The organism is Streptomyces sp. T39, assembly GCF_008042045.1.
Classification (GTDB): Bacteria; Actinomycetota; Actinomycetes; order Streptomycetales; family Streptomycetaceae; genus Streptomyces.
The window spans coordinates 1,557,564-1,583,419 of sequence record NZ_RDBP01000012.1 but is presented as its reverse complement, the minus strand read 5'-3'; the positions used below and the strand labels follow the sequence as shown (position 1 = coordinate 1,583,419).

The window sequence follows — 25,856 nt, the reverse complement described above, 5'->3', positions numbered from 1 at the left end:
CCCTTCGTACGGATGCCGCCATCCTCTCCCATCCCCGCCCGCCCGGCGCAAGCCCCGCCGCCCGCTATCCGCTGCGAGCTGACAGATGCCCGTACGGACGGCCGTGGTGGCCGGGACGSCGTCCCGGCCACCACGGGGCGCGCTACTGCGCGACGCCGACGATCAGGCCGTCCTCGAACCGGTCCACCCGCACGGTGTCCCCGTCCACGACCTCGCCCGCGAGGATCTCCTTCGCGAGCCGGTCGCCGATCGCCGTCTGCACCAGGCGGCGCAGCGGCCGGGCGCCGTACGCGGGGTCGTTGCCCTCGTCGGCCAGCCAGTCGAGGGCGGCGGGGGTGACGTCCAGGGTGAGCCTGCGCTCGGCCAGACGCTTCGCGAGGCGGTCGATCTGGAGCTTCGCGATGTGCGCCAGCTCGTCCCTGGACAGCGCGGAGAAGACCACCAGGTCGTCGAGCCGGTTGAGGAACTCCGGCTTGAAGGAGGCCCGCACCACGTCCAGCACCTGTTCGCGCTTGCGCTCCTCGGAGGTCGAGGGCTCGACCAGGTACTGGCTGCCGAGGTTCGACGTCAGGATCAGGATGGTGTTGCGGAAGTCCACCGTCCGGCCCTGACCGTCGGTCAGCCGCCCGTCGTCCAGGACCTGGAGCAGGACGTCGAAGACCTCCGGGTGCGCCTTCTCCACCTCGTCGAGGAGCACCACGCTGTACGGGCGGCGCCGCACGGCCTCGGTGAGCTGGCCGCCCTCCTCGTAGCCGACGTAGCCGGGAGGCGCGCCGACCAGGCGGGAGACGCTGTGCTTCTCGCCGTACTCGCTCATGTCGATGCGGACCATGGCCCGCTCGTCGTCGAAGAGGAAGTCCGCGAGCGCCTTCGCCAGCTCGGTCTTGCCGACGCCGGTGGGGCCGAGGAAGAGGAACGATCCGGTCGGCCGGTCCGGGTCGGCGATGCCCGCCCGGGTGCGGCGCACCGCGTCGGAGACGGCCTGCACGGCCTCGCCCTGCCCGATGAGCCGGCGGCCGAGCTCCTGCTCCATGCGCAGCAGTTTCTGGGTCTCGCCCTCCAGCAGCCGGCCCGCCGGGATGCCGGTCCAGGAGCCGACCACGTCGGCGATGTCGTCCGGGCCGACCTCCTCCTTGACCATGGTGTCCTTCGACGCCTCCTCCTCGGCCTCGGACGCGGCCTCCAGGTCGCGCTCCAGGGAGGGGATCTCGCCGTAGAGCAGCTTGGACGCGGTGTCGAAGTCGCCGTCGCGCTGGGCGCGCTCGGCCTGGCCCCGCAGGTCGTCCAGGCGCTCCTTGAGCTCACCGACGCGGTTGAGGCCCTGCTTCTCCTTCTCCCAGCGGGCGGTCAGCCCGCGCAGCTCCTCCTCCTTGTCGGCGAGGTCGCGGCGCAGCTTCTCCAGACGCTGCCGGGAGGCGGGGTCCGACTCGTTCTTCAGGGCCAGCTCCTCCATGCGCAGCCGGTCCACGGCACGCTGGAGCTCGTCGATCTCGACGGGCGAGGAGTCGATCTCCATGCGCAGCCGGGAGGCCGCCTCGTCGACGAGGTCGATGGCCTTGTCGGGCAGGAAGCGCGAGGTGATGTACCGGTCGGAGAGGGTGGCGGCGGCGACCAGGGCGCTGTCGTTGATCTGCACCTTGTGGTGGGCCTCGTAGCGGCCCTTGAGCCCGCGCAGGATCGCGATGGTGTCCTCGACGGTCGGCTCGGCGACGAGCACCTGCTGGAAGCGGCGCTCCAGCGCCGGGTCCTTCTCGATCCGCTCGCGGTACTCGTCGAGCGTGGTGGCGCCGACCATGCGCAGTTCGCCGCGGGCGAGCATGGGCTTGAGCATGTTGCCCGCGTCCATGGCCGAGTCCCCGCCGGCGCCCGCGCCCACGACGGTGTGCAGCTCGTCGATGAAGGTGATGATCTGCCCGTCGCTGGCCTTGATCTCGGAGAGCACGGTCTTCAGCCGCTCCTCGAACTCGCCGCGGTACTTGGCGCCGGCGACCATGGCGCCGAGGTCGAGCGAGACCAGGCGCTTGTTGCGCAGCGACTCCGGGACGTCGCCCTTGACGATGCGCTGGGCGAGGCCCTCGACGACGGCGGTCTTGCCGACGCCGGGCTCGCCGATGAGCACCGGGTTGTTCTTGGTGCGCCGTGACAGCACCTGCACCACACGGCGGATCTCCTGGTCCCGGCCGATGACCGGGTCGAGCCGGCCCTCCCGCGCCGCGGCGGTGAAATCGGTGCCGAACTTCTCCAGCGCCTTGTACTGACCCTCGGGATCGGGTGTGGTCACCCGGCGTCCTCCTCGTACCGTCTCGAAAGCGTCCAGCAGCTTCTTCGCCGTGGCGCCCTGCCCGTCGAGCACCGCGCCCGCGGCCCCGCCCTTGGCGGCGACGCCGATCAGCAGGTGCTCGGTGGAGACGTAGTCGTCCCCCAGCTCCCCGGCCCGCTCGGCGGCGTCGGCGATGACGGCCAGCAGCTCGCGATTGGGCTGGGGCGGCGCGACCGTGGAGCCGGTGACGCTCGGCAGCGACGCGAGGACGCGCTCGGCCCCGGCGCGCACGGCGGCCTGGTCCGCCTCGACGGCGGCCAGCAGGTCGATGATGTTCTCGTTGTCCTGGCCGGCCAGGAGCGCCAGCAGCAGGTGCGCGGGCGTCAGGTCGGCGTGCCCGTCCTGCACGGCCCGGTTGCTGGCGGCGTTGATCGCATCCCGGCTCTTGTTGGTCAGCTCGGCGTCCACGTGCGGTGTCTCCTCCTTGCCGGTGGGCTCTCCCGGGGCCCGCGGCCCCGCTCCGGTCATCGTGACTCATACAACGTCCACAAAGTTGAGTCTATTCCACTCAGGGTGGGTCACGGGACGGAAGGGGGCGCTATGTTCCGGACATGGCCATCGACCCCCGCAAGCCCGACGAGTCCTACCTCAGCTTCTGGCGCGAGCGGCACATCTGCACGCTGACGACACCCCGGCCGGACGGCTCCCCGCACGTGGTGGCGGTCGGGGCCACCTACGACCCCGGGAACGGCGTCGCGCGGGTGATCACCGGACGGCACACCCGCAAGGCCGCCAACGTCCTCGCCGCGGGAGCGCAGGGGGCACGGGTGGCGGTCTGCCAGGTGGACGGGCGGCGCTGGGCGACGCTGGAGGGCGTGGCGACGGTCCGCACGGACGCCGTCGCGGTGGCCGACGCGGAGGCGCGCTACCAGGAGCGCTACGGCCGGGAGCCGAGGCCGAACCCGGACCGGGTGGTCATCGAGATCGCGCTGACGCGCGCCATGGGCCGGGCCTGAGACGTCCCGGAGCAGCCGCGTCGCCGGCCCCGGGGGCGCGGCGGACCGGCCGAAGACGTCCTGGCAGCACAACGGCGCCATCGTGTTTCAGGTCCACGATGGCGCCGCTGTGTGGGGGAAGCACCTGAGCGATTTGAAACGACGGGGGAATCGCTCAGGCACTGCGGGGGGTGGCGGTGGTGTCCGACTCGACGAGCTGATGATCACGCGCGTCGAGGTTGACAAAAATCATGCCGTACCGGATGGCACAGCGAACGGGCTGCGGAGCCCCTCGCGGCCGGCGAAGGCACCGGTACGCGCGGACGTCCTCGTCCTCTTCGCGAGCGACGACGATCGGCTCCCCGAACAGGGTGACCATCAACGAGTCGCCACGGTGGGGGATGGCCGTGACGAGATCGATGAAATGCCACCCGGACCGATAGGCCGTGGCCATCTCGCGCCGGAAGACCCGATCGTCCGGGGGGATGGTCATGCGTCCGAGTCCGCGTCCACGGGAGCACTCTCCCAGGAGATTTCACCCACGCCCGCGACCACTGCATGCGTGGGCCCGGTCTCCCACGACGGCTCGCCGTTGGTCACCGCGGCGCCGAACGCACCTACCGCGGCAGCGAGCGTGCAAAGTATGCCAACCGTCCTGTTCATGGAGGATCTCCACCCCATTCTGTTCAATACCCTCCCCCCGCGTCTAAGACGATGTCTCACGCCGAATGCTTCCACCAGCGACCACGGGCATCATGTTCCTGTAATTCAGGACCCTGAGGGGGTGTCACATGGCGTCGAACCAGCATGAAATCGGACATAAGCATAGTGCTGCCGAACTATGCGAAGCGGGGAAGAATCTCTACGCAACGGCACTGCGGACCGGACGGCTTTCCCGCTCGGAGGCCGTGGAGGCCCCCTGCCTGCTCGATCTCGCGCTGCTGCGCCCCGACCCCGACGACCCGCAGTGGCTGCGCCCCGTCCCTCCCTCGCTCGCCCTCAACCAGCTGATGCACCCGATCGAACGGGAGATCCAGGAGCGCCGCCAGCTCGCGCTGTCGATCGCCGGGACCTTCGAGCCGTTCATGAACCTGACAGCCCAGGATCTGTCCGCGCGCCATGCCATCACCGTGCTCGAGGGTCTGACACTCATCAACACGGCACTCGACCGGGCAACCGTCGAGTGCGCCGAGGAACTTCTCACGGTACAGCCCGGGAGCGGCCGCCGCCCGGACACGCTCGAACACGCCCTGCGCAGAGCCGAACCGCTGCTCCAGAACGGCGTGAAGATGCGCACGCTGTACCAGCACACCGCCCGGCACCATCCCTCCACGCTCGCCTACGTGGAGCGGGTCCACCCGTACGGCGTGGAGGTCCGGACCCTCGAGGAGATCATCGACCGGCTGATCATCATCGACCGGAAAGTGGCGTTCGTGCCGGCCCGCAGCGACCGGCAGGTCGCGCTCGAACTGCGCCACGAGGGGCTCGTGCGCTATCTCGTGGGCGTCTTCGAGCAGTTCTGGCTGCACGCCACCCCGTGGGAGGAACAACTCTCGTACGCCCCCGAGCTGGACGGCATCACCAGCGTCCAACGCTCGATCGCCAAACTCCTCGTCGAGGGCCACGTGGACGACTCCATCGCCCGCCGCCTCGGGATGAACGTCCGCACCTGCCGTGCCCACATCGCCAAGCTGAACGCCACGCTCGGCAGCGGCAGCAGGGCCCAGCTCGGCTACCTCATCGCCCAGTCGGGCATCCTCGACGACGACCGCTGAGGGGCCGCACGGCACGGCGGTCGGACGGGACGGGACATGGGAAAGGGGCCTCGGAGCGTCACGCTCCGAAACCCCTTCACCGCTGCGTCCCCACGGCCGCTACTCGGACCGCCGGGGCCGCCACACCACCAGCGCGCTGGTGTGCTGCACGTCCTGGTAGGGCACCAGGTCGCGCCGGTAGGAGGCGTGCACCTGCGCCTCGCGCTGCTGCATGGCCGCGGCCGCGCCGTCGACCGCGGCCGACAGCTCGGCGACCCTGGCCTGGAGCGCGGCGACCTGGTTCTCCAGTTCGATGATGCGCTTGATGCCGGCCAGGTTGATGCCCTCGTCCTGCGACAACTGCTGGACCGTGCGCAGCAGTTCGATGTCGCGGGCCGAGTAGCGCCGGCCCCGGCCGGCGGTGCGGTCGGGGGAGACGAGACCCAGGCGGTCGTACTGCCGAAGGGTCTGCGGATGCAGGCCCGACAGCTGCGCGGCCACCGAGATCACGTACACCGGTGACTCGTCGGTCAGTTCGTAGGGGTGACGACTGCGTCCCGGACGGCCCTCCATGTCATGCTCCCTTCGCGGCCTGGAACAGCTCGGCCCGCGGGTCCTCGTCCGCGGTGGCTTCGCGGTAGGCCTCCAGCGCTTCCTTCGCCTTGTCGTCCAGTTCCTGCGGCACGGTGACCTCGACCGTCACCAGCAGGTCGCCGCGGGTGCCGTCCTTGCGGACCGCGCCCTTGCCGCGGGCCCGCATGGTGCGGCCGTTGGGCGTGCCGGCGGGCAGCTTGAGCGTGACCGGCGGGCCGCCGAGGGTGGGCACCTTCACCTCGCCGCCGAGCGCCGCCTCCACATAGGTGACGGGCACGGTGACCGTGAGGTTGTCGTCCTTGCGGCCGAACACGGGGTGGCTGTCGACGTGCACCACCACGTAGAGGTCGCCGGCCGGGCCGCCGCGCTCGCCCGGCGCGCCCTTGCCGCGCAGCCTGATGCGCTGCCCGTCGGAGACGCCCGGCGGGATGCGCACCTGCATGGTGCGCGAACTGCGCGCCCGGCCGCTGCCCTTGCAGACGTCGCAGGGGGTCTCGGCGATCAGACCGCGCCCCTTGCAGTCCACGCACGGGTCGGTCAGCGAGAACGATCCGCTGCCGCCGCGCGAGACCTGGCCGGTGCCGACGCAGGTCGGGCACACGCGGGGGGTGCCGTTCTTGTCGCCGGTGCCCGCGCAGGCCTTGCAGGGCGCCTGGCTGGACATCCGCAGCGGGACCGTGGCCCCGTCGACGGCCTCGGTGAAGCTGAGCGTCACCTCGGACTCGATGTCCTGGCCGCGGCGCGGCTGCGTCCGCGTGCCCGGGCCGGCGCCCCGGTTGAACAGGCCGCCGAAGACGTCCCCGAGGCCGCCGCCGAAACCGCCGGCTCCGCCGGGCGCTCCGCCCTGGGCGCCTCCGAAGAGGTCGCCCAGGTCGAAGTTGAAGCTGCCGCCCGGGCCGCCGGCGCCGGGCGCCCGGAAGCCCCCGTTGCCGAAGAGGGCGCGCGCCTCGTCGTACTCCTTGCGCCGCTTGGGGTCGCCCAGGACGTCGTTGGCCTCGGAGATCTCCTTGAAGCGCTCCTCGGCCTTGGTGTCGCCCTTGTTGGCGTCCGGGTGGTTCTCGCGGGCGAGCTTCCGGTACGCCTTCTTGATCTCGGCCTCGGTGGCGTCCTTGGGGACGCCGAGAACCTTGTAGTAGTCCTTCTCGACGAAGTCCTTCGTGCTCATCGACGTCCCTCCTCCCGGACGTTTCGCGCGTCAGCCCGCGTCGGGGCCACCGCTCTCCTCGTCGGCCTGCTGCTCTTCCTTCTGTGCCGGGGCCGCGCCCGGCTGGGGCTCCGCCACGGCGACCCGCGCGGGGCGGATCGTGCGCTCGCCGATGCGGTACCCCGGCTGAAGCACCGCGACGCATGTGGTCTCGGTGACATCCGGCGCGTACGAGTGCATCAGCGCCTCGTGGATCGTCGGGTCGAAGGGCTCGCCCTCCTTGCCGAACTGCTGGAGCCCCATCTTGGCGGCGGCGGTCTCCAGGGACTCGGCGACGGACTTGAATCCGCCGACCAGTTCCCCGTGCTCCCGCGCGCGGCCGATGTCGTCGAGCACGGGCAGGAGTTCGGTCAGGAGGGTCGCCGTGGCGATCTCCTTGACCGTCACCCTGTCCCGCTCCACGCGGCGGCGGTAGTTCTGGTACTCGGCCTGGAGCCGCTGGAGGTCCCCGGTGCGCTCGTTGAGCGCGGTGCGGACCTGGTCCAGCTGGGCGGTCAGACCTGCGGTCTTGGCTGCGTCCCCTGCCGGGGCCGCCGGGCCCTCCTTCTCGGAGGACTCGGCGGTCTCGGCGGCGTCGTCAGGTGTCGCGCCGGAGGGGACGTCGGGGTTCTCGTCGTGCTCGTCGAACCCCGGGGTCTCCTCCGTCACGCGGCACCGCCCTTCGTGTCCTTCTCGTCGTCCACGATCTCGGCGTCGACGACGTCGTCGTCGGCCTTGGCCTGCTGCTCACCGCCGGCCGCACCAGCGGCCGCGCCCTCGGGGGCGGCGTTCGCGTAGAGCGCCTGGCCGAGCTTCTGGCTGACGGCGGCGACCTTCTCGGTCGCGGTGCGGATCTCCGCGGTGTCCTCGCCCTTGAGCTTCTCCTTCAGCTCGGCGAGCGCGGTCTCGACCTCGGCCTTGACGTCGCCGGGGACCTTGTCCTCGTTGTCCTTGAGGAACTTCTCCGTCTGGTAGACGAGGCCCTCGCCCTGGTTGCGGGACTCGGCGGCCTCGCGGCGGCGGTGGTCCTCGTCCGCGTACTGCTCGGCCTCCTGGCGCATGCGGTCGACCTCGTCCTTCGGCAGCGAGGAGCCGCCGGTGACGGTCATCTTCTGCTCCTTGCCCGTGCCCAGGTCCTTCGCGGTCACGTGCATGATGCCGTTGGCGTCGATGTCGAAGGCGACCTCGATCTGCGGGACCCCGCGCGGGGCCGGCGGCAGACCGGTCAGCTCGAACATCCCGAGCTTCTTGTTGTACGCCGCGATCTCGCGCTCGCCCTGGTAGACCTGGATCTGCACGGACGGCTGGTTGTCCTCGGCCGTGGTGAAGATCTCGGACCGCTTGGTCGGGATCGTGGTGTTGCGCTCGATGAGCTTGGTCATGATGCCGCCCTTGGTCTCGATGCCGAGGGACAGCGGGGTCACGTCGAGGAGCAGGACGTCCTTGACCTCACCCTTGAGGACACCGGCCTGGAGGGCGGCGCCGATGGCGACGACCTCGTCCGGGTTGACGCCCTTGTTGGCGTCCTTGCCGCCGGTGAGCTCCTTGACGAGCTCGGCCACGGCGGGCATACGGGTGGAGCCGCCGACCAGGACCACGTGGTCGATCTCGGACAGGGCGATGCCCGCGTCCTTGATCACGTTGTGGAACGGGGTCTTGCAGCGGTCGAGCAGGTCCGCGGTGAGCTGCTGGAACTGCGCGCGGGTGAGCTTCTCGTCCAGGTGCAGCGGGCCCTCGGCGGACGCCGTGATGTACGGCAGGTTGATCGAGGTCTCCGTCGAGGACGACAGCTCGATCTTCGCCTTCTCCGCGGCCTCGCGGAGACGCTGGAGAGCCATCTTGTCCTTGGACAGGTCCACGCCGTGGCCGGACTGGAACTGCTTCACCAGGTAGTCGACGACGCGCTGGTCCCAGTCGTCGCCACCGAGGTGGTTGTCGCCGTTGGTGGCCTTCACCTCGACGACGCCGTCGCCGATCTCCAGCAGCGAGACGTCGAAGGTGCCGCCGCCGAGGTCGAAGACGAGGATCGTCTGGTCGTCCTTGTCCAGGCCGTAGGCCAGGGCCGCCGCGGTGGGCTCGTTGACGATGCGCAGCACGTTGAGGCCCGCGATCTCGCCGGCCTCCTTGGTGGCCTGGCGCTCCGAGTCGTTGAAGTACGCCGGGACGGTGATCACCGCGTCGGTGACCTTCTCGCCCAGGTACGCCTCGGCGTCCCGCTTGAGCTTCTGCAGGATGAAGGCGCTCATCTGCTGCGGGTTGAAGTTCTTGCCGTCGAGCTCGATCTTCCAGTCCGTGCCCATGTGGCGCTTGACGGAGCGGATGGTCCTGTCGACGTTGGTGACCGCCTGGCGCTTGGCGACCTCGCCCACCAGCACTTCACCGTTCTTCGCGAAGGCGACGACGGACGGCGTGGTCCTGGCACCCTCGGCGTTGGTGATGACGGTGGGCTCGCCGCCCTCCAGAACGCTGACGACGGAGTTAGTCGTGCCCAGGTCGATGCCGACCGCACGTGCCATTTCGATCCTCCAGATGACTTGAGTGGAACAGGCTCAAGGATGCATGACGGAATCGATCGAGTCAACAGACATGAGTCGAGGGCACTCAACTTTTATCCCGCCCTTACAGGCACCCCACCCCGACGAGCGGCCTTCGCGTGGCTCACCCACCCCCGCCTACCCATCTGCAACAGTCATAGCAGCAGAAATCGGGCACGAATTCTCGTGCGGGACGAAGGGCGGCGGACATGTCGGCCAAGCGAACCGTCGATCTGACCGTCGGCACGCTCCTGCTGATCGCCCTGGCGCCGCTGCTGGCGGCGGCGGCCGCCGCCGTCGCGGCGACCTCCCCCGGACCGGCGCTCCGGCGCACCGCGCGGGCGGGCCGGGGCGGCCGCACGTTCACGATGTTCACGTTCCGCACGACGCACGGCGGGACGCTCACCCCGGTGGGGCGGCTGCTGCGCCGCCACTTCCTGGAGCTGCTGCCGCAACTGCTCAACGTCGTCCGCGGCGAGATGTCCCTGGTGGGCCCGCGCCCCCTCGCGACGCCCGCCGCCCAGGCCGGGACGGCCCGCGCCCGCCTCGCCGTCCGCCCCGGCGTGACCGGCCTGTGGCAGGTCGGCGGGCGGTCGGAGCTGCCCTGGGAGGAAATGGACGTGCTCGACCTGCATTATGTGGAGCAGCACTGGCTGGGGCTCGATCTGGCGATCCTGCTGCGGACCGTGCCGGCGGCGGCCCGGGGGCGGCGGCGGGACCTCACGGTCCACGCCGTGCCGGTCAGGGTTGCCTGAGCGACACAGATCACCGGCGGCCCAACTACAGTGCGGCGGAACAAGTGGGTAGTCTCAGCATGGACTGAATAAGTTACCGCTTAGTAGTGCCGGATCACCCACCCTCGCAGGCCCGAGGAGCCTCCCATGCAACTCGCCGCGATCATTGTGTCGCTGACCCTGACCGTGGTCGGCGTTGCCCTCATCGCCCGAGCCGTCGCGCAGATCTACCGCTTCGTCCGGCTCGGCCAGCCCGTCCCCGCCGGCAGCCGCACCGACGACCCGAAGGCGCGCACGGTCACCCTGGTCAAGGAGTTCCTCGGCCACACGCGGATGAACCGCTGGGGCATCGTGGGCTTCGCGCACTGGTTCGTCGCGATCGGCTTCCTGACGCTGCCGCCCACGCTGGCGCAGGCCTACGGTCAGCTCTTCGAGGCCGACTGGGTCCTGCCGGTCGTCGGCGGCTTCCTGCCGTTCGAGATGTACATCGAGTTCATCGGTGTCATGACGATCCTCGGCATCCTCGTGCTGATCGCGATCCGGCTCCTCAACCTGCCGTCCCGCGCCGGCCGCAAGTCCCGCTTCGCGGGCTCCAAGGCATGGCAGGCCTACTTCGTCGAGTACGTCATCCTCACCATCGGCGTGGCGATCTACGTGCTGCGCGGCCTGGAGGGCGCCATCCACCACGTGGAGGGCTACGAGGCCGCCTACTTCGCGTCGTACCCGCTGGTCCTCGCGTTCGACGGCCTGTCGCTCGGCACCCTCCAGACGCTGGTCTACTTCACCGCGATGATCAAGATCGGCACCTCGCTGATCTGGATGATCACCGTCTCGCTCAACACCAACATGGGTGTCGCCTGGCACCGCTTCCTCGGCTTCCCCAACATCTGGTTCAAGCGCAACGCCACCGGCGAGACCGCGCTGGGCGCGCTCCAGCCGATGACCACCGGCGGCAAGGAGATCGACTTCGAGGATCCGGGCGAGGACGACGTCTACGGCGTCTCCCAGGTCGAGCAGTTCTCCTGGAAGGGCATCCTCGACTTCTCCACCTGCACCGAGTGCGGCCGCTGCCAGTCGCAGTGCCCCGCCTGGAACACCGGCAAGCCCCTCTCGCCGAAGCTCCTGATCATGTCGCTGCGCGACCACGCGCACGCCAAGGCCCCGTACCTGCTGGCCGGCGGCGGCAAGACCATGGAGGGCGAGGAGAAGGCCTCCGAGGAGCAGCTCAGGGACGTGCCCGCCGCGGCGCTGGCCGAGGCCGAGCGGCCGCTGATCGGCACCCTGGAGGAGAACGGCGTCATCGACCCGGACGTCCTGTGGTCCTGCACCACCTGCGGCGCCTGTGTCGAGCAGTGCCCGGTCGACATCGAGCACATCGACCACATCGTCGACATGCGCCGCTACCAGGTGATGATCGAGTCCGCCTTCCCGTCCGAGGCGGGCACGATGCTCAAGAACCTGGAGAAGAAGGGCAACCCCTGGGGTCTCGCCAAGAAGCAGCGTGTCGAGTGGACCAAGGAGGTCGACTTCGAGGTCCCCGTCGTCGGCAAGGACGTCGAGGACCTCACCGAGGTCGACTACCTCTACTGGGTCGGCTGCGCCGGCGCCCTGGAGGACCGGGCCAAGAAGACCACCAAGGCCTTCGCGGAACTGCTGCACATCGCGGGCGTGAAGTTCGCGATCATGGGCGGTGACGAGAAGTGCACCGGCGACTCCCCCCGCCGCCTCGGCAACGAGCCGCTGTTCCAGCAGCTCGGCCAGGAGAACGTCGCCATGCTGAACATGGCCTTCGGCGAGGACGACGAGGACCCGGAGACGAAGAAGCCGAAGTCGGCCAAGAAGATCGTCGCGACCTGCCCGCACTGCTTCAACACGATCGCCAACGAGTACCCGCAGCTCGGCGGCGAGTTCGAGGTCATCCACCACACGCAGCTGCTCCAGCACCTCATCGACGAGGGCCGGCTGATCCCGGTCACGCCCGTCGAGGGCCTGATCACCTACCACGACCCCTGCTACCTGGGCCGTCACAACAAGGTCTACACGCCCCCGCGCGAGATCATGGACAAGGTCCCGGGCCTGCGCCAGCAGGAGATGCACCGCCACAAGGAGCGCGGCTTCTGCTGCGGCGCCGGCGGCGCGCGGATGTGGATGGAGGAGCGGATCGGCAAGCGCATCAACAACGAGCGCGTCGACGAGGCCCTGTCCCTCAACCCGGACATCGTCTCCACCGCCTGCCCGTTCTGCCTCGTCATGCTCACCGACTCCGTCAACGGCAAGAAGAACGACGGCAAGGCCAAGGAATCCCTCCAGGTCGTCGACGTCGCCCAGCTCCTGCTCGACTCGGTGAGGACCCCGGCCGACCCGGAGCCCACCGCGGAGACGGCGGACGCCCCGGAACCGGAACCCGTGAAGTAGCCGTCCTCCACCACGACCGCAAGCGGCCGGACCTGCCTCGGGGGCAGGACCGGCCGCTTCGTCGTTCCGGCACCGCCCCTCCGCCCGCCCGGCGTCGGCGACCCGGCGCGAGACCCCCGGGAACCGCGCCTCCGCACCGCGCCCACCCCCGGCGACCTCGGCACACGCACCCTGGGGACGGCACCCCGGGGTTCCCTTAGGGGATGTCACAGCTCGGCAGCAAAGGCCCGCCTGTTACCGGCTCGCGGCCACCGGACACGCGCGGACCGGGTACGTTCGAATGCGTGGCTGGATTCAGGATCGGACGCGGCCGGGACAACCGCACCCCGCAACAACCGCAGGCCCAGGCGCCCCGTGCGCCCGGCCCCTACCAGGGCACGCCTCCCTACGGCGGACAGCGGCCCCCGCAGTGGCCGCAGGCCACCGGCGGGCCGCAGCCGTACCAGCAGCCCCGCAACCAGGGGGGCTACGGCGAGCCCGAGTACTTCGGCGACCCGTACCACCAGTCGCCACAGGGCCCCGACCCGTACGCGGCCAACAACCCGGGCCACACCCAGGCGTTCAGCGTCCGGGACGACGACGTCTACGGCGACGGCGCCACCTACCGCGCCGGCTCGGCGCCCGCGGCCCCGTCCGGCCCGCGGCTGCACTGGAAGCAGCTGCTCGCCGGCATCGTGCTGCGCCCCGGCCCGACCTTCCTCCAGATGCGCGACTACCCGGTCTGGGGGACGGCGCTCGTCGTCACCTTCCTCTACGGCCTGCTCGCCATCTTCGGCCTGGACGAGCCGCGCGAGGAGGTCATCAACGCGACCCTGTCCAACGCCGTCCCCGCGGTGCTGATGGCCGGCGTGGTGTTCGTCATCAGCGGTCTGCTGCTCGGCGCGGTGACCCACACCCTGGCACGGCAGTTCGGCGGCACCGGCTCCTGGCAGCCGACGGTCGGTCTCTCCATGCTGATCATGTCCATCACCGACACCCCCCGCCTGGTGTTCGCCGTCTTCCTCGGCGGCGAGAACTCCCTGGTGCAGGTGCTCGGCTGGGTGACCTGGGTGGCGGCGGGCGCCCTGTTCACCTCGATGGTGAGCAAGTCGCACGACCTGCCGTGGCCCAAGGCGCTCGGCGCCTCGGCGATCCAGCTGATCGCCCTGCTGTCGATCATCAAGCTCGGCACCGTCTGACCCGCAGGGACCCTGCGGCGGACGCCCGGCCGGTTCTCCGGCCGGGCGTCCGCGTGTCCGGGCCGTCCGGGCGTCCTGTGACCGCCCGCGGCGGGCAGGATCAGAGGATCCCGGCCCGGCGGGCGTCGGCCATCCAGGACGGGAACTCGGAGAGCAGCCGGTCGTACAGCTCCGCGTCGGCGACCGTGGCGATGTCGTCGACGGCGAAGAACCCGACGTTGTCGACCCGGCGCCCGGGCAGGGTGTCGAAGCGTTCCAGCACGCCGTAGTTCGACCGCCCCAGGCCCACGAACTGCCAGAACACCGGCTCCTCGACCGCTCCCCGCAGCTGCTGCTCGATCTCCGCGTTGCGGTACACACCGCCGTCCGAGAAGAACAGCACCAGCGTGGGGTCCTGGGCGGGATGGTCCCGGACGTAGGCACGGACCTCGGCGATGACCTTCTGCTCCTCGTTCTGGATGCCGACCGCCCGCATGTCCACCTGCCCGGGCTGCAGGCCCTTCGGGGGCTTGCGCCTGCCGAACAGGCTCATCTCGCCGCACCGCACATGCAGGCGCAGCCACTCGGGCAGCTCGCCCAGGAGCAGATCGGGCAGCCTGGCCGGCTGCGAGGCGAAGGTCCACGCCTGCATCTCGCCGTCGTCGTCGAGCTGGGCCGCGACCGCCGCCATCCGTTCGACGACGTCGGCGACCACACCCTTGGTGTACAGGCCCGCCATCGAACCGGAGGCGTCGAGGACGAGGATCACCCGGGCACGGGCACCGGCGGCGCCGTGTTTGCGCAGGCTGACCGCGACCTGTTCCTTGCGCAGCGACAGGCGCTTGCGCATGTCGACGGGCAGGCGTTCCTCGCCCTTGGAGAGCCGTGGCGGGCCGGTGGGCGGCTGGGGCGAGATGAGCCTGTTCGGCAGGCGCAAGCCCCCGAAGGGCCTGCAGCCCGGGCAGGTGGACATGCGGGCGGTCGGCATCCAGAACGAGGAGCAGAAGGTCATCGCCGAGGTCCGTGCCTACGTCCGGGACCATCCCGCCCAGGACCCCACGCTGGTGCGTGGCGGGGCTTCGTCCACGGTGATGCCGAAGTCGGTGGCCAGACCGGCGAGCCCCGAGGCGTACCCCTGTCCCACCGCGCGGAACTTCCACTGCCCGGCGCGCCGGTAGAGCTCGCCGCTGACGAACGCCGTCTCCGTCGTCGCCGTCATGTCGAAGCGCGCGAGTTCGGCACCGGACCCCGCGTCCAGCAGACGCAGGGCGAGGCCGGGGAAGCGGCCGAAGGCGCCGCCGTCGGCGGACGCGCACAGCACGATGCGCTCGACACCCGGCTCCACCCGGTCCAGATCGACGAAGACCGCGTCGGTGGCCGTGCCGGAGCCGTGCTGCTTGCCGAGGTGGCGCACGGCGCCCGAGGCGTGCGCGGGCTGGTTGTAGAAGACGAAGTCGGCGTCGTCACGCACCCGTCCGGCCGCGGTCAGCAGCAGCGCCGAGGCGTCGGCGTCCGGGACGTCCGGCGCCTGGCGCCAGCTCAGCTCGGCACGCACCGCGGAGGCGGCCACCGGAAGGTTGGCGCCCTTGCTCAGGGAGGTCGCTGTCACCCGGCCAGTCTGCCCGGTGACGGCGCGCGCGTCAGCGGCACCTGCCGTACCGCACCGCCGCGGACCGGGGGACGGCTACGCGTCGAGCACCTGGCCGTCGCGGCGCACGACGGGCTTCTCCACGCTCCAGGGGAAGTTGATCCACTCGTCGGTGCGCTTCCAGACGTACTCGCACTTCACGAGCGAGTGCGACTTCTCGTAGATCACCGCGGACCGGACCTCCGCCACGTGGTCGAGACAGAAGTCGTGCACCAGCTTGAGCGTCTTGCCGGTGTCCGCGACGTCGTCCGCGATCAGCACCTTCTTGTTGGAGAAGTCGATCGCGTTGGGGACCGGAGCCAGCATGACCGGCATCTCCAGGGTGGTCCCGACCCCGGTGTAGAACTCGACGTTCACCAGGTGGATGTTCTTGCAGTCCAGCGCGTACGCCAGCCCGCCGGCGACGAACACCCCGCCCCGCGCGATCGAAAGCACGACATCGGGCTCGTACCCGTCGTCGGCGATCGTCTGCGCGAGTTCGCGGATCGCTCCGCCGAACTTCTCGTAGGTCAGATTCTCGCGTACCTCGCTCATGCGACGGGCCTCACACCTGCGTCCGATGGAAATTGATGAAGGAGCGGGAGGCCGTCGGTCCCCGCTGCCCCTGGTAACGCGAGCCGTACCGCTCGCTGCCGTAGGGCTCCTCGGCGGGGGAGGTGAGCCGGAACATGCACAGCTGCCCGATCTTCATCCCCGGCCAGAGCTTGATCGGCAGGGTCGCCAGGTTCGACAGCTCCAGCGTCACGTGCCCGGAGAAACCGGGGTCGATGAAACCGGCCGTCGAGTGCGTCACCAGGCCGAGACGCCCGAGGGAGCTCTTGCCCTCCAGCCGCGACGCCAGGTCGTCCGGCAGCGAGATGACCTCGAAGGTCGACGCCAGCACGAACTCGCCCGGGTGCAGGATGAACGCCTCGTCCCCCTCCGGCTCCACGAGCCGGGTCAGATCGGCCTGCTCCACGGCGGGGTCGATGTGGGGGTAGCGGTGATTCTCGAACACCCGGAAATAGCGGTCCAGCCGCACATCGATGCTCGAGGGCTGCACCATGGATGCGTCGTACGGATCGATGCGCACGCGCCCGGCGTCGATCTCGGCCCGGATGTCCTTGTCTGAGAGAAGCACGCCCCGAGGATACGCAGAGCGCGCGGGCCGTCCCCAATCGGACACCTGCCCGCGCGCCCGCGCCACGCCGCTACCGCTCGTCCCGCCGCCCCTGCACCACCACGGGCACGGCATGCCTCAGCCGCGCGCACCGCGGACACCGGACGAGCCGCCCGGGTCCGAGCCGGTCGGCGCCGAGCTGCTGCAGAGGAAACGACGTGGTACTGAACACATGCCCTTCGGCACAGCGGACGACGGTGCGCTCCATCAAGTCCATCGGGCCCCTTCCCCAACGAATGCGGACGAAGGCCCACATTAGGGGATGACCCGGACGGACGGGCACGCGGCACTCCGCGCCCCGAGATTACGCCCCAACTCCCGCCCTCCGTACCGGGGTCCACCGCCCGGACACGCCACACACCCCGCGGGGCGACGCACCGCGGGGTGGGGGATGAGGTAGAGTGAGCGGCGATGCGGTGCCGATCAAGGTCCGCTGCGCGGATGTAGTTTAATGGTAGAACATGAGCTTCCCAAGCTTATAGCGCGGGTTCGATTCCCGTCATCCGCTCGTGAACGAAGCCCCAGGTCAGCGACCTGGGGCTTCGTCGTTGTCTAGACCTCTCTAGGTGTCCCGCACCACCTCTGCACCACCTGCCGCCTGATCCGGCTTGTCACGCGCCCTCTCGCGGGCCGCGCGCACCATCCGGTCCAGCCCGCCGGCCACCTCCTTCTGCCGGTCGTGGTCGGAGTGCTGATAGATCAGGGCCGCCTTCTCCGTCGACTGCCCCGCCCGCACCATCGTGTCCTTGAGCGTGGCCCCCGATCGAGTGGACAGGGTGTGGCCCGTGTGGCGGAGGTCGTAGAAGCGGAAGTTGCTCGGCATGCCGACCCGCTCCCGTGCCTTGCGCCACCTCCGGCCGAAGGTGGACCGCCTGAACGGCGCCCCCTTCTCCCCCACGAAGAGCAGTCCCTCGGGGCCCTTCTCCGCGTACCAGTCCAGGTGCCTGCGAAGGTCGGTGGCGAGAAACGCCGGCAGCACCACAAGCCGCTTCCCTGCTTCCGACTTCGTCGGCCCCTCGACCCGCACACCGGTCGCCAGCTCCGGCGCTGCCTTCCGCACGACGATGGTGACGTTCTCCACATTGACGTCCTTCCGGCGCAGCTCCGCCTGCTCCTCGGGCCGCATCGGCCCGTAGGCGCCGAGATAGACCATGAGGCGCCACCGGATGCCGACCGCCTCGGCAAGCGCGTCCACCTGCTCGACGGTGGCGACCTGGCCCGACTGGGAGACCTCTTTGCCGGCGCCCCGGATCCGGCACGGATTCCGCCGGATCAGTTCGTCGTCCGCGGCCGTCTCCAGGATGGCCTTGAGCAGCCGGTACGACTTGGCGACGGTAGTGGCGGCGCCGGTGCTGCTCAGCCGCTCTGCCCTCCACTCGCGCACGCGCGGCGGGGTGATCTCGTCCAGGTCCAGCCTGCCCAGGCCGGGCAGGATGTGGAGCCGCAGCAGCCGGGTGTACAGCTCCACAGTCAGCGGCGCCACGCCGCGTTCGACCACCCACTTCGTGGCGTACTCCTCGAAGTTCACCGCGCCGGCGTCCGGGTCGCGCCACGCGCCACGCGTGATGTCCGCCTCGACCTGCGAGAGCCAGACCTCGGCGTCCGCCTTGGTCTCGAAGGTTCCCGGTGCGCGCCGCCGTTCGCCGGTGGGGTCCAGGTAGGACGCGGTCCAGCGGCCCGACCGGTACTGACGGACCGCGCCGAACCTGCGCATGGTCATCTTCTTGCGCTTCGCGGTCATCAGGCGGCCCTCCTCGACCTGCGGCGACGGGGCTGGAGCGGCTCGACGGTGTTGGCCTCGATGTACTCCCGCACGACGCTTTCGGGGAAGCGCACATGCGTCCCGAACTTCACGTAGCGGATGCGCCGTTCGGCAACGAGACGGCGCGGGAAGCGCTCGGTGGTGCCGAGAAGTTCGGCGAACTGGCGAACAGACAGGTACCTCTCCTCCAGCGGTGCCGGAGCGGGCACGGCGGAAAGCCTGCGCCCGGTACGAGCAACGTTGCTCAAGACATGACTCCTTGGCGATGTGCCGGGGCCCGAGGCCCCTTCCTGTCAGATCCGCTACATCCGCTACATCCGCTACACGCCAGGTCAGGGGCCTGTTTCGTGTAGCGGATGTGCGGGGTGTAGCGGAGATCTCGCTACGCGGAGGGCTGGGCGGTGGCGGGTGTAGCGGCTGTCCCGGGCATGTAGCGGATGGCGAACAGCTCATCCGCTACGGATTCACCCCTGTTGACCTGCGGTGTAGCGGCTGTAGCGCTTGTAGCGGACTTTCCGGGGGTGGGAGGGCAGTAGCGGGACCAGGCGTCGGCGAGGTCGTCGGCGTAGTAGCCGCGGGGGATGGTCCCGCCGGGGGTGCGGATGGGGCGGGGTTTGATCGGCTTGTTGGCCCCGGTGACGTAGCCGCCGAGCATGCGGGCGAGTCCTCGGGAGGTGAGGGGCTTACCGCCCATGTCGACCCAGGGGGCGTCGTCCATGGCGAGTAGGCATTCGAGGATGGCGGCGGTGGGCATGCGGTCGATGCCGCAGAACACGTTGTCGCGCAGGTCGGTGAGGAGCCGGATACCGAGGGACGATTCGTCGTCCTCGGTGGCGGCGGTGACCAGTTCGACGCAGGCGGCGCGGGCTCGTGCCGGCCAGGTGCCGCCTGCTGCGTCTGCGACGGCGAGCAGGGGCTCCCAGACGTCGGCGGGGCGGTCGGTGACGCCTTCGGGCATGTCCGGCCATGCGCCGGTGATCTTCTCGCGTACCTGATCGGCCCAGCGGGCGAGCCGGTCGCGCAGGGCGTGGCCTTCCTTCTCGTGGAGGCGCTGCCGGTAGGGCTGCACGGTCTCGTTGGGGGCCCTGCGGCGCATGCGGATGATGACGGAGCGGGTCAGGATCGTGTCCGGCAGGGAGCCGAGCCCGGCCATCGCGACGGCGCAGTACGAGGGGAAGGGCTGCACGGTCTGGTTGGACCCGTCACCGACGCACCGGTAGGTGACTCCGGAGCGGCGGTGTCCGGCGTTGAGGAAGCCGCGCAGTTCCTCGTTCTCGCCCGCCTTGGGACCGAAGACGGTGTCGATCTCGTCGAAGAGGATCGTGGGCCGTCCGTCCGCACCGGACACGGCCCGGAACAGGGCCGCCGGGGAGGCGTTCACGGCCACCATCGGCTGCGGCACGAGGGTCTCCACGATCTCCAGCGCCCGGGACTTGCCGGATCCCGGTTCCGGGGAGAGGAACGCGATGCGCGGGGTGGAGTCGAAGGCGTCCAGCAGGTGCGCGTGTGCGTCCCAGAGGGCGACGGCGACGTAGGCGGCTTCGGTCGGGAAGACGTTGAAGCGCCGGTGGAAGGCTTCGACTTCGGCGAGCAGCGCGGCCCCGTCGATGACGGGCACGTTCGGGTTGACGGTGGCGCTCATGCGGCGGTCCTCCTGTCCGCCGGGGCGGCGGTGGTGGGCAGGGGCAGGTCAGTGACTTTGCGGACGCCCTGACGGGCGGCGACTTCCGCGCCCTCGGTCGCGGGGGCGGGCGGTGCGTCGGCGGCACGCGGGCAGTGCTGCACGTTCACGCGGCCCGTCAGCTCGATGACGGCCCACCTGCCGACGGCGCGCTCATGGTGGCCGCAGCGGCACAGCCAGTCAGCGACCGGCCGGTGCGCGTCCGTGCGGACGTGCAGTCCGGGCCGGATGCCGGTGACCAACACCGGTTGTTCGTGGGCGGGGAGGCTTTTCAGCGCGGGGGGACGGGCCTGGTCGCTCATGCCGTTCCCGTCCGCGGGCGGGCGGTGCGGATGGACCAGTTGAGTGCGCTGCGGATGGTGGCGCGGCACTCTGCCGGCGGGAGTCCGGCCGCCTCGCCCGCCCCCTGAAACGCCTCCTCCACCACATGCCGGGGGAGGTCGCCCCACGCGACGAACCGCCCGAGCGCCCGCGCCCCGGCGAGCAGCCGCGCGTTGCGCCCGCCCTCCGTCATGGTGGCGACGGCGGCGGTTTCAGCCGTGAGGGCGGCGGTTGCGGCGCGGGACGCCCCGACGATCGCGGGTGCGATGTGCGGCCGGTACGAGGGCTGGGACGGCACCAGGTGGGCATAAAGCCATGCCGGGAGCGGGACGGGGAGCCGGTCGTCCTCCAGCTTGTAGGTCCCGGCGGAGGTGGTGCTGCCGGGGGCGACGACGTACCCGCCCCATGCCCGGGTGTCGACCAGCGGGGCGAGGGTGCCCGCCGTATTCGCGAGCACCGTCCCGGCCGGGGCGGTGAAGTACAGATGCGTGCCCCCGCTCGCGGTCCGCACCCGGCGGGTGGTGGGCACGGTCTGCCCGGCGCGCTCGCAGAGCGCCCCAAAGGTCGTCGCCCCCCAAGGGGCGTCCGTACTGGTCTTGGGCCGGTCCAGGTCAACGACGACCAGCCCGGCCGGGCCGGTCGCAATGCCGACGTTGAACGCCCCCGCCGACCACGCAGCCCGGATCCGGTCGGGGTCGGTAGTGGCGCGCTGCTCCCACTTCACATGCCCGGCCGCGCACACACCGGTGCGGGTGCAGGCCGTCTCGCCGTGCAGGGCCGGGCGCTTCGCCCCAGGCCGTAACGGCAGCACCGGCCAGCCGTGGGCGGCGGTGTCGAGCGCTGCGGCGAGCAGCGCCCCCTTGCGGTCATGCGTCATGCTGGATTCCTCCAGTTCATCGGTTGGGTTGGAGTGAGAGCGGCCCCGGACTTTGGCGAGACGGGGGCCGCTCTCGGCGTTCGTGGCGCTGGTCAGAGGCTGGGGATGACGCTCGCGAGGGCGGCGGTCATGTTGCGGATGGGTTCGGCGGCGCCGGTGGAGGCGAGGAAGAAGCCGAACATCACGGCGACGAAGGCGGTCCCGGCGCTGAGGCTGCGGGAGCGGAGCATGACGAGCAGCAGGGCGCCGAAGAGGACGACCAAGGAGACGGTGACGGCCATGCCGGTCCTTTCGCGTTCAGTTGGTGCCGTGGCGGGTGTGGTCGGCGGCGAGCGCGGTGAGGCGTTCGGCCTCGGCGGGGGTGACGGCGCGGTAGCGGATGCGGACCGTGCAGGTGGGGAACGGGCAGCGCAGGGTGCGGGCGCCGTTCAAGAGCGCGAGCGCGTCACTGATCCGGTCACGGAGCGGATCGGGCACGAGGGTCTCCTCAGTGATGGTTGATGGTGCCGCTGGCGCGGCCGAAGAGGCCGGTGGCGGTGACGTTCTGCGTGATCTGCGTCGGTGCCGTCCGGCGGGTGCGTCCGCGGGTGGTGCGGAGCAGGAGGGGGAGGGCGATGGTTCCGGCGGCGATGAGGGCGACGGCGGACCACAGGGCGTGGCTCATGGCGATCAGTCCCGGGGCGGCGTAGGAGAGTCCGATGCCGGCGGCGGCGATGCCGCCCCCGATGGTGGGGGTCAACAGGGCGGTGGTCTTGGCCCAGGTCGGGATCGGCGCCGCGGGCACCGGCTGCGGCAGGGTCTCGGCGGGCGGCTGGTGGGTGTAGGCGAGGGTGCGGATTCCGCCGGGCAGGGTGACCAGTTGGACGCCGGGCGGGATCTCGTGGGCGAGCATCGCGCCGTGCGCGGGGTGCTGCTGTGGGAGCAGGGTGGTGATCTCGTACGGGGTCGGGGAGTGCACAACGCGGTCCCTTCAACGACGGCGGGCAGCACCCGCGGAGGGTGCTGCCCAGTGCCGTTCGCTTGTCGTCTGACTTGTCGCGTGCTTGTCGTGCGGCTTGTCGCTTGTCTTGTCTTGTCGCTTGTCGTCTTGCAGGTCACAAGCTGTTTCGGGCCCTCAGCAAGCCGTCCAGGGCCCTTCCTGGGGGCGGGGTGACAAGCGACAACAGGAGGCTTCTACTGGCTCTCGGGCGGCGCGTGGTGGTGGTGGACGTAGCGTGCTTTGGTGCCGGTCCCGATCCGGACGGCGGTCCCGTCGTCGCTCCAGGTCTTGAGCCAGCCGACGACCGTCTGCCGTGAGGTGCCGTGCGGGTCGGTGAGCGCGCGGGCGATCGCGGATGCTCCGGTGCCCTCGGGCCCGGCGGCGAGCAGCAGGGCGAGTGCGGCGTCCTTGGCGGCGTTGTCCTCGTCGCTGCCGCGCAGGGCGGACAGGTTCAGCCCGGCGGGCCGGTCCTCCCGCTCCGGTTCCGATTGGCCTCGTTCGGGGGCGGTGGCGAACTGGGCGTCGATCTGTTCGCGGAACTGCCGCGCGAGGGCGTCTGCTTCCGATTCGGCGGCGGGCGGCTGCTCGCGCAGCGCGGAGAGGTTCAGCCCGCCGGGGCGGCCCTGCTCCGTCACGGCTGCGGGTGTGGGGCGGTGGGGGTCGCGCATCCAGGCGGTGCGCTCGGGTGCCCAGCGGTTCGCGTAGGCGTCCCCGGCGACGCTCGTGGAGGTGGCGTCCAGGGTGGGGTGGAGTGCGGAGGTGGCGGTGACGATGTCGCGGATCTGGTTGGGCAGGATCCGCCATGCCTTGAACAGGGCCGCCGCGGATTCGGGGGTGCCCATGAACCCTGCGCCCTTGTAGGGGGCCTGGTCGACGCGCAGGCCGCGGGCGCCGGGGAAGACCTTGGAGAGGTCCATGCCTTCGACTTCTCCGCCCGTGAGGCAGACCCGCGCTTTGGCTTCGCGGCGGATCATCAGGTTCCCGAGCACCGAGCCGGTCGCGCCGAGGGCGGTGAGCACGGTGCGGATGCCCATGGCGCGGAGCATGCGGATGATCTCCAGGATCTTCTTGGCGAGTTCCTTCATCTGACGGTCGGTGCTGGTCAGGATCTCCGCGCCCTCGTCGATGACGATTTCGATCTGCGGGATACGTGCGCTGATCGGCAGCAGGTCGGTGTTCGCCTGGGCCATGAGGTCCTGGTAGGCGACCTTGCGGTGCCCACCGATCGCGAGCGCCGCATCGAGCATCAGCAGGGCTTCGTCGTAGGTGGAGGCGAGCCAGTCCACCCCCGGGGTCATGCCGTCCACGATCTGCCCGTTGTCGTCGAGTGCGGGGCGGACCCAGGGCAGGCCGGCGGATCCGGCGTTGAGGTCGATCACCCAGGTGAGGACGTCGGTGGTGCGGGCGAATCCGGCGAGGATGACGTGAACCATGTTCGTCTTGCCCGATCCTGTCGGGCCGACCACGAGGGCGCACTGCTCGCGCAGGTAGACGCAGATTTCCTGCGCGTTGGTCCGGTAGCCCCACGGGATCCCGGCGTGGATCGAAAGCGGCCCGTACTGGTCGGGGTAGGTGCGCTCCTGTGCGAGGACGTTGACGGTGGTGACGTCGATGAGGACGCGGCCCTGGTCGATGCCCTGCGAGGCGACGGCGGTGCAGCCGTGCGGCAGGCGCGCGTCCGCGGCGAGCTGGGTGGCGTGCTGGGCGATGCGGTCGTAGGTGGTGCCGCCGGGCGGGAGTTCGGCGTCGATGGTGAACCCGCTGCCGGTGGGCCACTGCTCGACCGCGAGGACGCGGACCGTGACGTGGCAGACGCGCTGGATCCGGTCCACCCATTCGGCGGCGATCGCCCGGCGTTCGGCGGACAGCTCGCGGGCGACCTGCCGTTCCGCGACGGCGATGGCCTCCAGCTCGCGGGCCTCCTCGTGGATGAGGGTGGCGAGGGCGGCGGCCCCGATGCCCACCCCGAGGGTGGCGAGGGATCCGAGGGCGGCCCAGGTGAGCGGGCCCGTGGCGATGGCCCAGGTGGTCCACCCGGCGCCGAGCAGCCAGGACGCGGCGCGCATGCCGATGGTGCGGGCGGACAGCCGGTCACGCAGGGATGTGGCTGTGTGGCCGATCGCGCCGGCCGCGCCGACGGCGAGGGCCCAGGCGGGGGGCATGCCGGTGGCGGCGCCGGTGGTGGCGATGGCGAGGGCGCCGGTGGTGGCGGACAGAGCGCCGGTCACGGGTCCGTGACCGGCGCTCCAGTCCCACACCGGCCCCGTGCTGGTGGCGGGGTTGGTGGGCATGGTCAGACGTTCCATCCCTTCTCGGCTTCGGTCCCGTTGCGGGGGTCCTCGTGGCGGGCGATGTCCTGCTCGTGTGCCTGGCGGAACAGCGGGCCCATGTCCTCCGCGACCGCGACCGCGGACATCAGGGCGCCGTAGATGTCGTTGAAGCCGTCCGCGACCTGCTTCTCCAGCGGGAACTCGGAGTCGGCCCGCTCGGCGAGGATCTTCATCACGTTGGCCACCGACGTGAGCGCGGCCGGGAGCCCTTCGACCATGGCGAGGATCTCCATGGCGTCCTCGGGCTCGTAGCTGTTGGCGGCTGCTTCCATCTCCGCCGCGTACTCCTCGAACCGGAAACCCGACACGATCTCTCCCTCACTGCTGTTACTGCTGGTGGACGGGGCAGGCACCAGGCCCTCGGGCCGCTCGGCCGTCTCCCCGATCTGCTCCGCGTTCTCCTCCGCCGCCTCGGCGTCGACGGCTTCCTCGTCGTCGTGCAGGGCCTGGCGGATGGCCTCGTCCCGCACCTCGCGCTGCTCCTTCGCGGACTGCGTGAGGCGGGCGTAGAGGCGGCGGCCGGGGTGGATCAGGCTCGGCAGACCGAGCTTGCGGCCGATCGGGGAGGTGACCAGGCCGACGATGCCGAGCAGCCCGGCCAGCAGCGCGGCGAGCAGACGGCGCCGCTGGAACCGCCGGGCGGAGCGGCGCAGCGCGGCGCGTGCTGCCTTCCTCACCGGGGCTTTGCGCACCTGGTCGCGCTGCCCGGCGACCCGCCCAGCGGTGCGCTGGTCCCGGGCCCTGCGGGCCCGCTCGATGGCGGCGCCGCGGGCCTTGCCGATCCGGCCCGCGGCCTTGCCGACCGCCCGCCCGAGCGCACCGCGGCTGCCGAGCGAGGCGGCCCGCTGCCCGGCCCTCGCCTGCCGGCGGGCGTCCGCGACCTGCCGCCGCGCACCTGTGGCGTCGCTGCGGCGCGCGGCCCGCGACGGAGACGACTGCCGCACGGCATCCCGCAGCGCCCTGACCTGCCCCACCCGACCGCGTCCCGGCCCGCTGCCCCTGCTCGGGGTGGCGGTGGAGCCGGTCCGACCGCGGCCGCTCGTGCGGCCGTTGGACAGCGCGGATCCGGCGGCGGCCCGGCCCGCAGTGCCGCTGGTGCGGTGCCCGCGACCTGCGGTCTTACTGGTGCCGGCGTTCCCGTTAGCGCCCTGCTTCGGCACCCGCCCGGCACCCGGGCGGGCCGTGGTCCCGACGCCGCCGTGCCGGGCCGTCGCGGCAGTCCGGGAAGCCTTCTTCCCCGCTCCCGCCCGGGTCTTGGGCTTGCGGTTGCTGCGGTAGCGGGCGGCGGCTGCGGCGGTGCCGAGGACGGCCGCGCCGGTCGCGGCGACGGCGAGGTCCTGCCGGGCCGCCCGGGCCTTCTTCTCGGCCTCGGCGTAGCGCCGTTCCGCCGTCCTGGAGTGGTCCAGCAGCCGGTTGACCGCGCGTTCGGACTGGGCGGCGAGCTCGAACCCGCGCAGCAGCGCATCGGGATCG

At 70.9% G+C, this 25,856-nt stretch carries 24 protein-coding genes, 1 tRNA gene and 1 pseudogene; 6 read left to right on the top strand and 20 right to left on the bottom strand.

Annotated elements, in window-relative coordinates:
- Positions 1-142 precede the first annotated feature (142 nt).
- Positions 143-2,728, bottom strand: a complete 2,586-nt coding sequence (clpB, locus tag EAO77_RS08090; RefSeq protein ID WP_147987358.1) for an ATP-dependent chaperone ClpB — start codon at positions 2,726-2,728, stop codon at positions 143-145.
- Between the two features lie 143 nt (positions 2,729-2,871).
- On the opposite strand from clpB, the gene EAO77_RS08085 reads away from it, so the two are divergent.
- Positions 2,872-3,276: a pyridoxamine 5'-phosphate oxidase family protein gene (locus tag EAO77_RS08085; RefSeq protein ID WP_147987357.1), complete on the top strand. Its 405-nt coding sequence runs from the start codon at positions 2,872-2,874 to the stop codon at positions 3,274-3,276.
- A gap of 154 nt (positions 3,277-3,430) precedes the next feature.
- Here the strand turns inward: EAO77_RS08085 and EAO77_RS08080 are convergent, their stop codons facing one another.
- Positions 3,431-3,748, bottom strand: coding sequence for a (2Fe-2S)-binding protein (locus tag EAO77_RS08080; protein ID WP_147987356.1), 318 nt, complete (start codon positions 3,746-3,748; stop codon positions 3,431-3,433).
- Positions 3,749-4,046: 298 nt separating this feature from the next.
- Between EAO77_RS08080 and EAO77_RS08075 the strand changes: the two genes are divergently transcribed.
- The gene (locus EAO77_RS08075) at positions 4,047-5,030 is read left to right on the top strand and encodes a helix-turn-helix transcriptional regulator (RefSeq protein WP_187283152.1); all 984 of its coding nucleotides are present in this window, start codon (positions 4,047-4,049) and stop codon (positions 5,028-5,030) included.
- Between the two features lie 99 nt (positions 5,031-5,129).
- Here the strand turns inward: EAO77_RS08075 and EAO77_RS08070 are convergent, their stop codons facing one another.
- The 4 genes from EAO77_RS08070 to dnaK are packed head-to-tail and all read right to left on the bottom strand — an operon-like array spanning position 5,130 to position 9,302.
- Complete coding sequence (locus tag EAO77_RS08070; RefSeq protein ID WP_147987355.1) at positions 5,130-5,582, bottom strand: heat shock protein transcriptional repressor HspR; 453 nt, start codon at positions 5,580-5,582, stop codon at positions 5,130-5,132.
- 1 nt (position 5,583) lies between these two features.
- Complete coding sequence (gene dnaJ, locus EAO77_RS08065) at positions 5,584-6,768, bottom strand: molecular chaperone DnaJ (protein WP_147987354.1); 1,185 nt, start codon at positions 6,766-6,768, stop codon at positions 5,584-5,586.
- 30 nt (positions 6,769-6,798) lie between these two features.
- Positions 6,799-7,455, bottom strand: a complete 657-nt coding sequence (gene grpE, locus EAO77_RS08060; RefSeq protein ID WP_147987353.1) for a nucleotide exchange factor GrpE — start codon at positions 7,453-7,455, stop codon at positions 6,799-6,801.
- Positions 7,452-9,302: a molecular chaperone DnaK gene (dnaK, locus tag EAO77_RS08055; RefSeq protein ID WP_147987352.1), complete on the bottom strand. Its 1,851-nt coding sequence runs from the start codon at positions 9,300-9,302 to the stop codon at positions 7,452-7,454. The genes grpE and dnaK overlap by 4 nt, the downstream gene beginning before the upstream one ends.
- Before the next feature lie 227 nt (positions 9,303-9,529).
- Between dnaK and EAO77_RS08050 the strand changes: the two genes are divergently transcribed.
- The 3 genes from EAO77_RS08050 (at position 9,530) to EAO77_RS08040 (ending at position 13,647) form a co-directional block, all read left to right on the top strand.
- The gene (locus EAO77_RS08050) at positions 9,530-10,075 is read left to right on the top strand and encodes a sugar transferase (RefSeq protein WP_147987351.1); all 546 of its coding nucleotides are present in this window, start codon (positions 9,530-9,532) and stop codon (positions 10,073-10,075) included.
- 126 nt (positions 10,076-10,201) lie between these two features.
- Positions 10,202-12,469 (top strand): (Fe-S)-binding protein, encoded by a 2,268-nt coding sequence (locus EAO77_RS08045; protein WP_147987350.1) that lies wholly within the window; start codon positions 10,202-10,204, stop codon positions 12,467-12,469.
- Between the two features lie 284 nt (positions 12,470-12,753).
- A complete protein-coding gene (locus EAO77_RS08040) occupies positions 12,754-13,647 on the top strand; it encodes a Yip1 family protein (protein ID WP_147987349.1) in 894 nt (297 codons plus the stop codon).
- 100 nt (positions 13,648-13,747) lie between these two features.
- Here EAO77_RS08040 and EAO77_RS08035 read toward each other — a convergent pair.
- The 4 genes and pseudogenes from EAO77_RS08035 to EAO77_RS39835 form a co-directional block, all read right to left on the bottom strand.
- Positions 13,748-15,235: pseudogene (locus EAO77_RS08035) on the bottom strand (VWA domain-containing protein).
- A 75-nt stretch (positions 15,236-15,310) separates the two neighbouring features.
- Positions 15,311-15,808: a phosphoribosyltransferase gene (locus EAO77_RS08030; RefSeq protein ID WP_147987348.1), complete on the bottom strand. Its 498-nt coding sequence runs from the start codon at positions 15,806-15,808 to the stop codon at positions 15,311-15,313.
- Between the two features lie 10 nt (positions 15,809-15,818).
- Positions 15,819-16,394, bottom strand: a complete 576-nt coding sequence (gene dcd / locus EAO77_RS08025) for a dCTP deaminase (protein ID WP_147987347.1) — start codon at positions 16,392-16,394, stop codon at positions 15,819-15,821.
- A 70-nt stretch (positions 16,395-16,464) separates the two neighbouring features.
- Positions 16,465-16,650: a hypothetical protein gene (locus EAO77_RS39835; RefSeq protein WP_147987346.1), complete on the bottom strand. Its 186-nt coding sequence runs from the start codon at positions 16,648-16,650 to the stop codon at positions 16,465-16,467.
- Between the two features lie 220 nt (positions 16,651-16,870).
- Here EAO77_RS39835 and EAO77_RS08015 point away from each other — a divergent pair.
- A tRNA-Gly gene (locus EAO77_RS08015) sits at positions 16,871-16,941 on the top strand.
- 54 nt (positions 16,942-16,995) lie between these two features.
- Here the strand turns inward: EAO77_RS08015 and EAO77_RS08010 are convergent.
- The 10 genes from EAO77_RS08010 to EAO77_RS39830 form a co-directional block, all read right to left on the bottom strand.
- Complete coding sequence (locus EAO77_RS08010; RefSeq protein WP_147987345.1) at positions 16,996-18,174, bottom strand: tyrosine-type recombinase/integrase; 1,179 nt, start codon at positions 18,172-18,174, stop codon at positions 16,996-16,998.
- On the bottom strand, positions 18,174-18,386 hold the full coding sequence (locus tag EAO77_RS08005) for an excisionase family DNA-binding protein (RefSeq protein WP_147989022.1): 213 nt from the start codon (positions 18,384-18,386) through the stop codon (positions 18,174-18,176). Before EAO77_RS08005 ends, EAO77_RS08010 begins: the two co-directional genes overlap by 1 nt.
- A 191-nt stretch (positions 18,387-18,577) precedes the next feature.
- Positions 18,578-19,837 carry a DUF3631 domain-containing protein gene (locus EAO77_RS08000; RefSeq protein WP_147987344.1) on the bottom strand — a complete coding sequence of 420 codons (1,260 nt, stop codon included), beginning with the start codon at positions 19,835-19,837 and terminating at the stop codon, positions 18,578-18,580.
- The gene (locus EAO77_RS38505) at positions 19,834-20,178 is read right to left on the bottom strand and encodes a hypothetical protein (protein ID WP_187283150.1); all 345 of its coding nucleotides are present in this window, start codon (positions 20,176-20,178) and stop codon (positions 19,834-19,836) included. Before EAO77_RS38505 ends, EAO77_RS08000 begins: the two co-directional genes overlap by 4 nt.
- Positions 20,175-21,074, bottom strand: a complete 900-nt coding sequence (locus EAO77_RS07990; RefSeq protein ID WP_147987343.1) for a bifunctional DNA primase/polymerase — start codon at positions 21,072-21,074, stop codon at positions 20,175-20,177. The genes EAO77_RS38505 and EAO77_RS07990 overlap by 4 nt, the downstream gene beginning before the upstream one ends.
- 92 nt (positions 21,075-21,166) lie before the next feature.
- Positions 21,167-21,355: a hypothetical protein gene (locus EAO77_RS07985; protein WP_147987342.1), complete on the bottom strand. Its 189-nt coding sequence runs from the start codon at positions 21,353-21,355 to the stop codon at positions 21,167-21,169.
- Positions 21,356-21,371: 16 nt separating this feature from the next.
- Positions 21,372-21,551: a hypothetical protein gene (locus EAO77_RS07980; protein ID WP_147987341.1), complete on the bottom strand. Its 180-nt coding sequence runs from the start codon at positions 21,549-21,551 to the stop codon at positions 21,372-21,374.
- Positions 21,552-21,561: 10 nt separating this feature from the next.
- Positions 21,562-22,032 carry a hypothetical protein gene (locus EAO77_RS07975; RefSeq protein WP_147987340.1) on the bottom strand — a complete coding sequence of 157 codons (471 nt, stop codon included), beginning with the start codon at positions 22,030-22,032 and terminating at the stop codon, positions 21,562-21,564.
- A gap of 215 nt (positions 22,033-22,247) precedes the next feature.
- Entirely contained in the window at positions 22,248-24,344 is a 2,097-nt protein-coding gene (locus tag EAO77_RS07970) for an OFA family MFS transporter (RefSeq protein ID WP_147987339.1), read from the bottom strand.
- 2 nt (positions 24,345-24,346) lie between these two features.
- A partial coding sequence (locus tag EAO77_RS39830; protein ID WP_261993838.1) for a hypothetical protein occupies positions 24,347-25,856 on the bottom strand: 1,510 nt, incomplete at its 5' end.

Excerpts from the sequence above, each read along its gene's own strand:
- EAO77_RS08000 (WP_147987344.1), bottom strand. The coding sequence starts at position 19,837 with ATGAGCGCCACCGTCAACCCGAACGTGCCCGTCATCGACGGGGCCGCG.
- EAO77_RS07985 (WP_147987342.1), bottom strand. The coding sequence starts at position 21,355 with ATGGCCGTCACCGTCTCCTTGGTCGTCCTCTTCGGCGCCCTGCTGCTC.
- EAO77_RS08070 (WP_147987355.1), bottom strand. The coding sequence starts at position 5,582 with ATGGAGGGCCGTCCGGGACGCAGTCGTCACCCCTACGAACTGACCGAC.
- EAO77_RS38505 (WP_187283150.1), bottom strand. The coding sequence starts at position 20,178 with ATGAGCGACCAGGCCCGTCCCCCCGCGCTGAAAAGCCTCCCCGCCCAC.
- EAO77_RS07970 (WP_147987339.1), bottom strand. The coding sequence starts at position 24,344 with ATGCCCACCAACCCCGCCACCAGCACGGGGCCGGTGTGGGACTGGAGC.
- EAO77_RS07990 (WP_147987343.1), bottom strand. The coding sequence starts at position 21,074 with ATGACGCATGACCGCAAGGGGGCGCTGCTCGCCGCAGCGCTCGACACC.
- EAO77_RS08045 (WP_147987350.1), top strand. The coding sequence starts at position 10,202 with ATGCAACTCGCCGCGATCATTGTGTCGCTGACCCTGACCGTGGTCGGC.
- EAO77_RS39835 (WP_147987346.1), bottom strand. The coding sequence starts at position 16,650 with ATGGACTTGATGGAGCGCACCGTCGTCCGCTGTGCCGAAGGGCATGTG.
- dnaK (WP_147987352.1), bottom strand. The coding sequence starts at position 9,302 with ATGGCACGTGCGGTCGGCATCGACCTGGGCACGACTAACTCCGTCGTC.
- EAO77_RS08080 (WP_147987356.1), bottom strand. The coding sequence starts at position 3,748 with ATGACCATCCCCCCGGACGATCGGGTCTTCCGGCGCGAGATGGCCACG.
- dnaJ (WP_147987354.1), bottom strand. The coding sequence starts at position 6,768 with ATGAGCACGAAGGACTTCGTCGAGAAGGACTACTACAAGGTTCTCGGC.
- EAO77_RS08010 (WP_147987345.1), bottom strand. The coding sequence starts at position 18,174 with ATGACCGCGAAGCGCAAGAAGATGACCATGCGCAGGTTCGGCGCGGTC.
- EAO77_RS08075 (WP_187283152.1), top strand. The coding sequence starts at position 4,047 with ATGGCGTCGAACCAGCATGAAATCGGACATAAGCATAGTGCTGCCGAA.
- EAO77_RS08030 (WP_147987348.1), bottom strand. The coding sequence starts at position 15,808 with ATGAGCGAGGTACGCGAGAATCTGACCTACGAGAAGTTCGGCGGAGCG.
- EAO77_RS08050 (WP_147987351.1), top strand. The coding sequence starts at position 9,530 with ATGTCGGCCAAGCGAACCGTCGATCTGACCGTCGGCACGCTCCTGCTG.
- EAO77_RS08085 (WP_147987357.1), top strand. The coding sequence starts at position 2,872 with ATGGCCATCGACCCCCGCAAGCCCGACGAGTCCTACCTCAGCTTCTGG.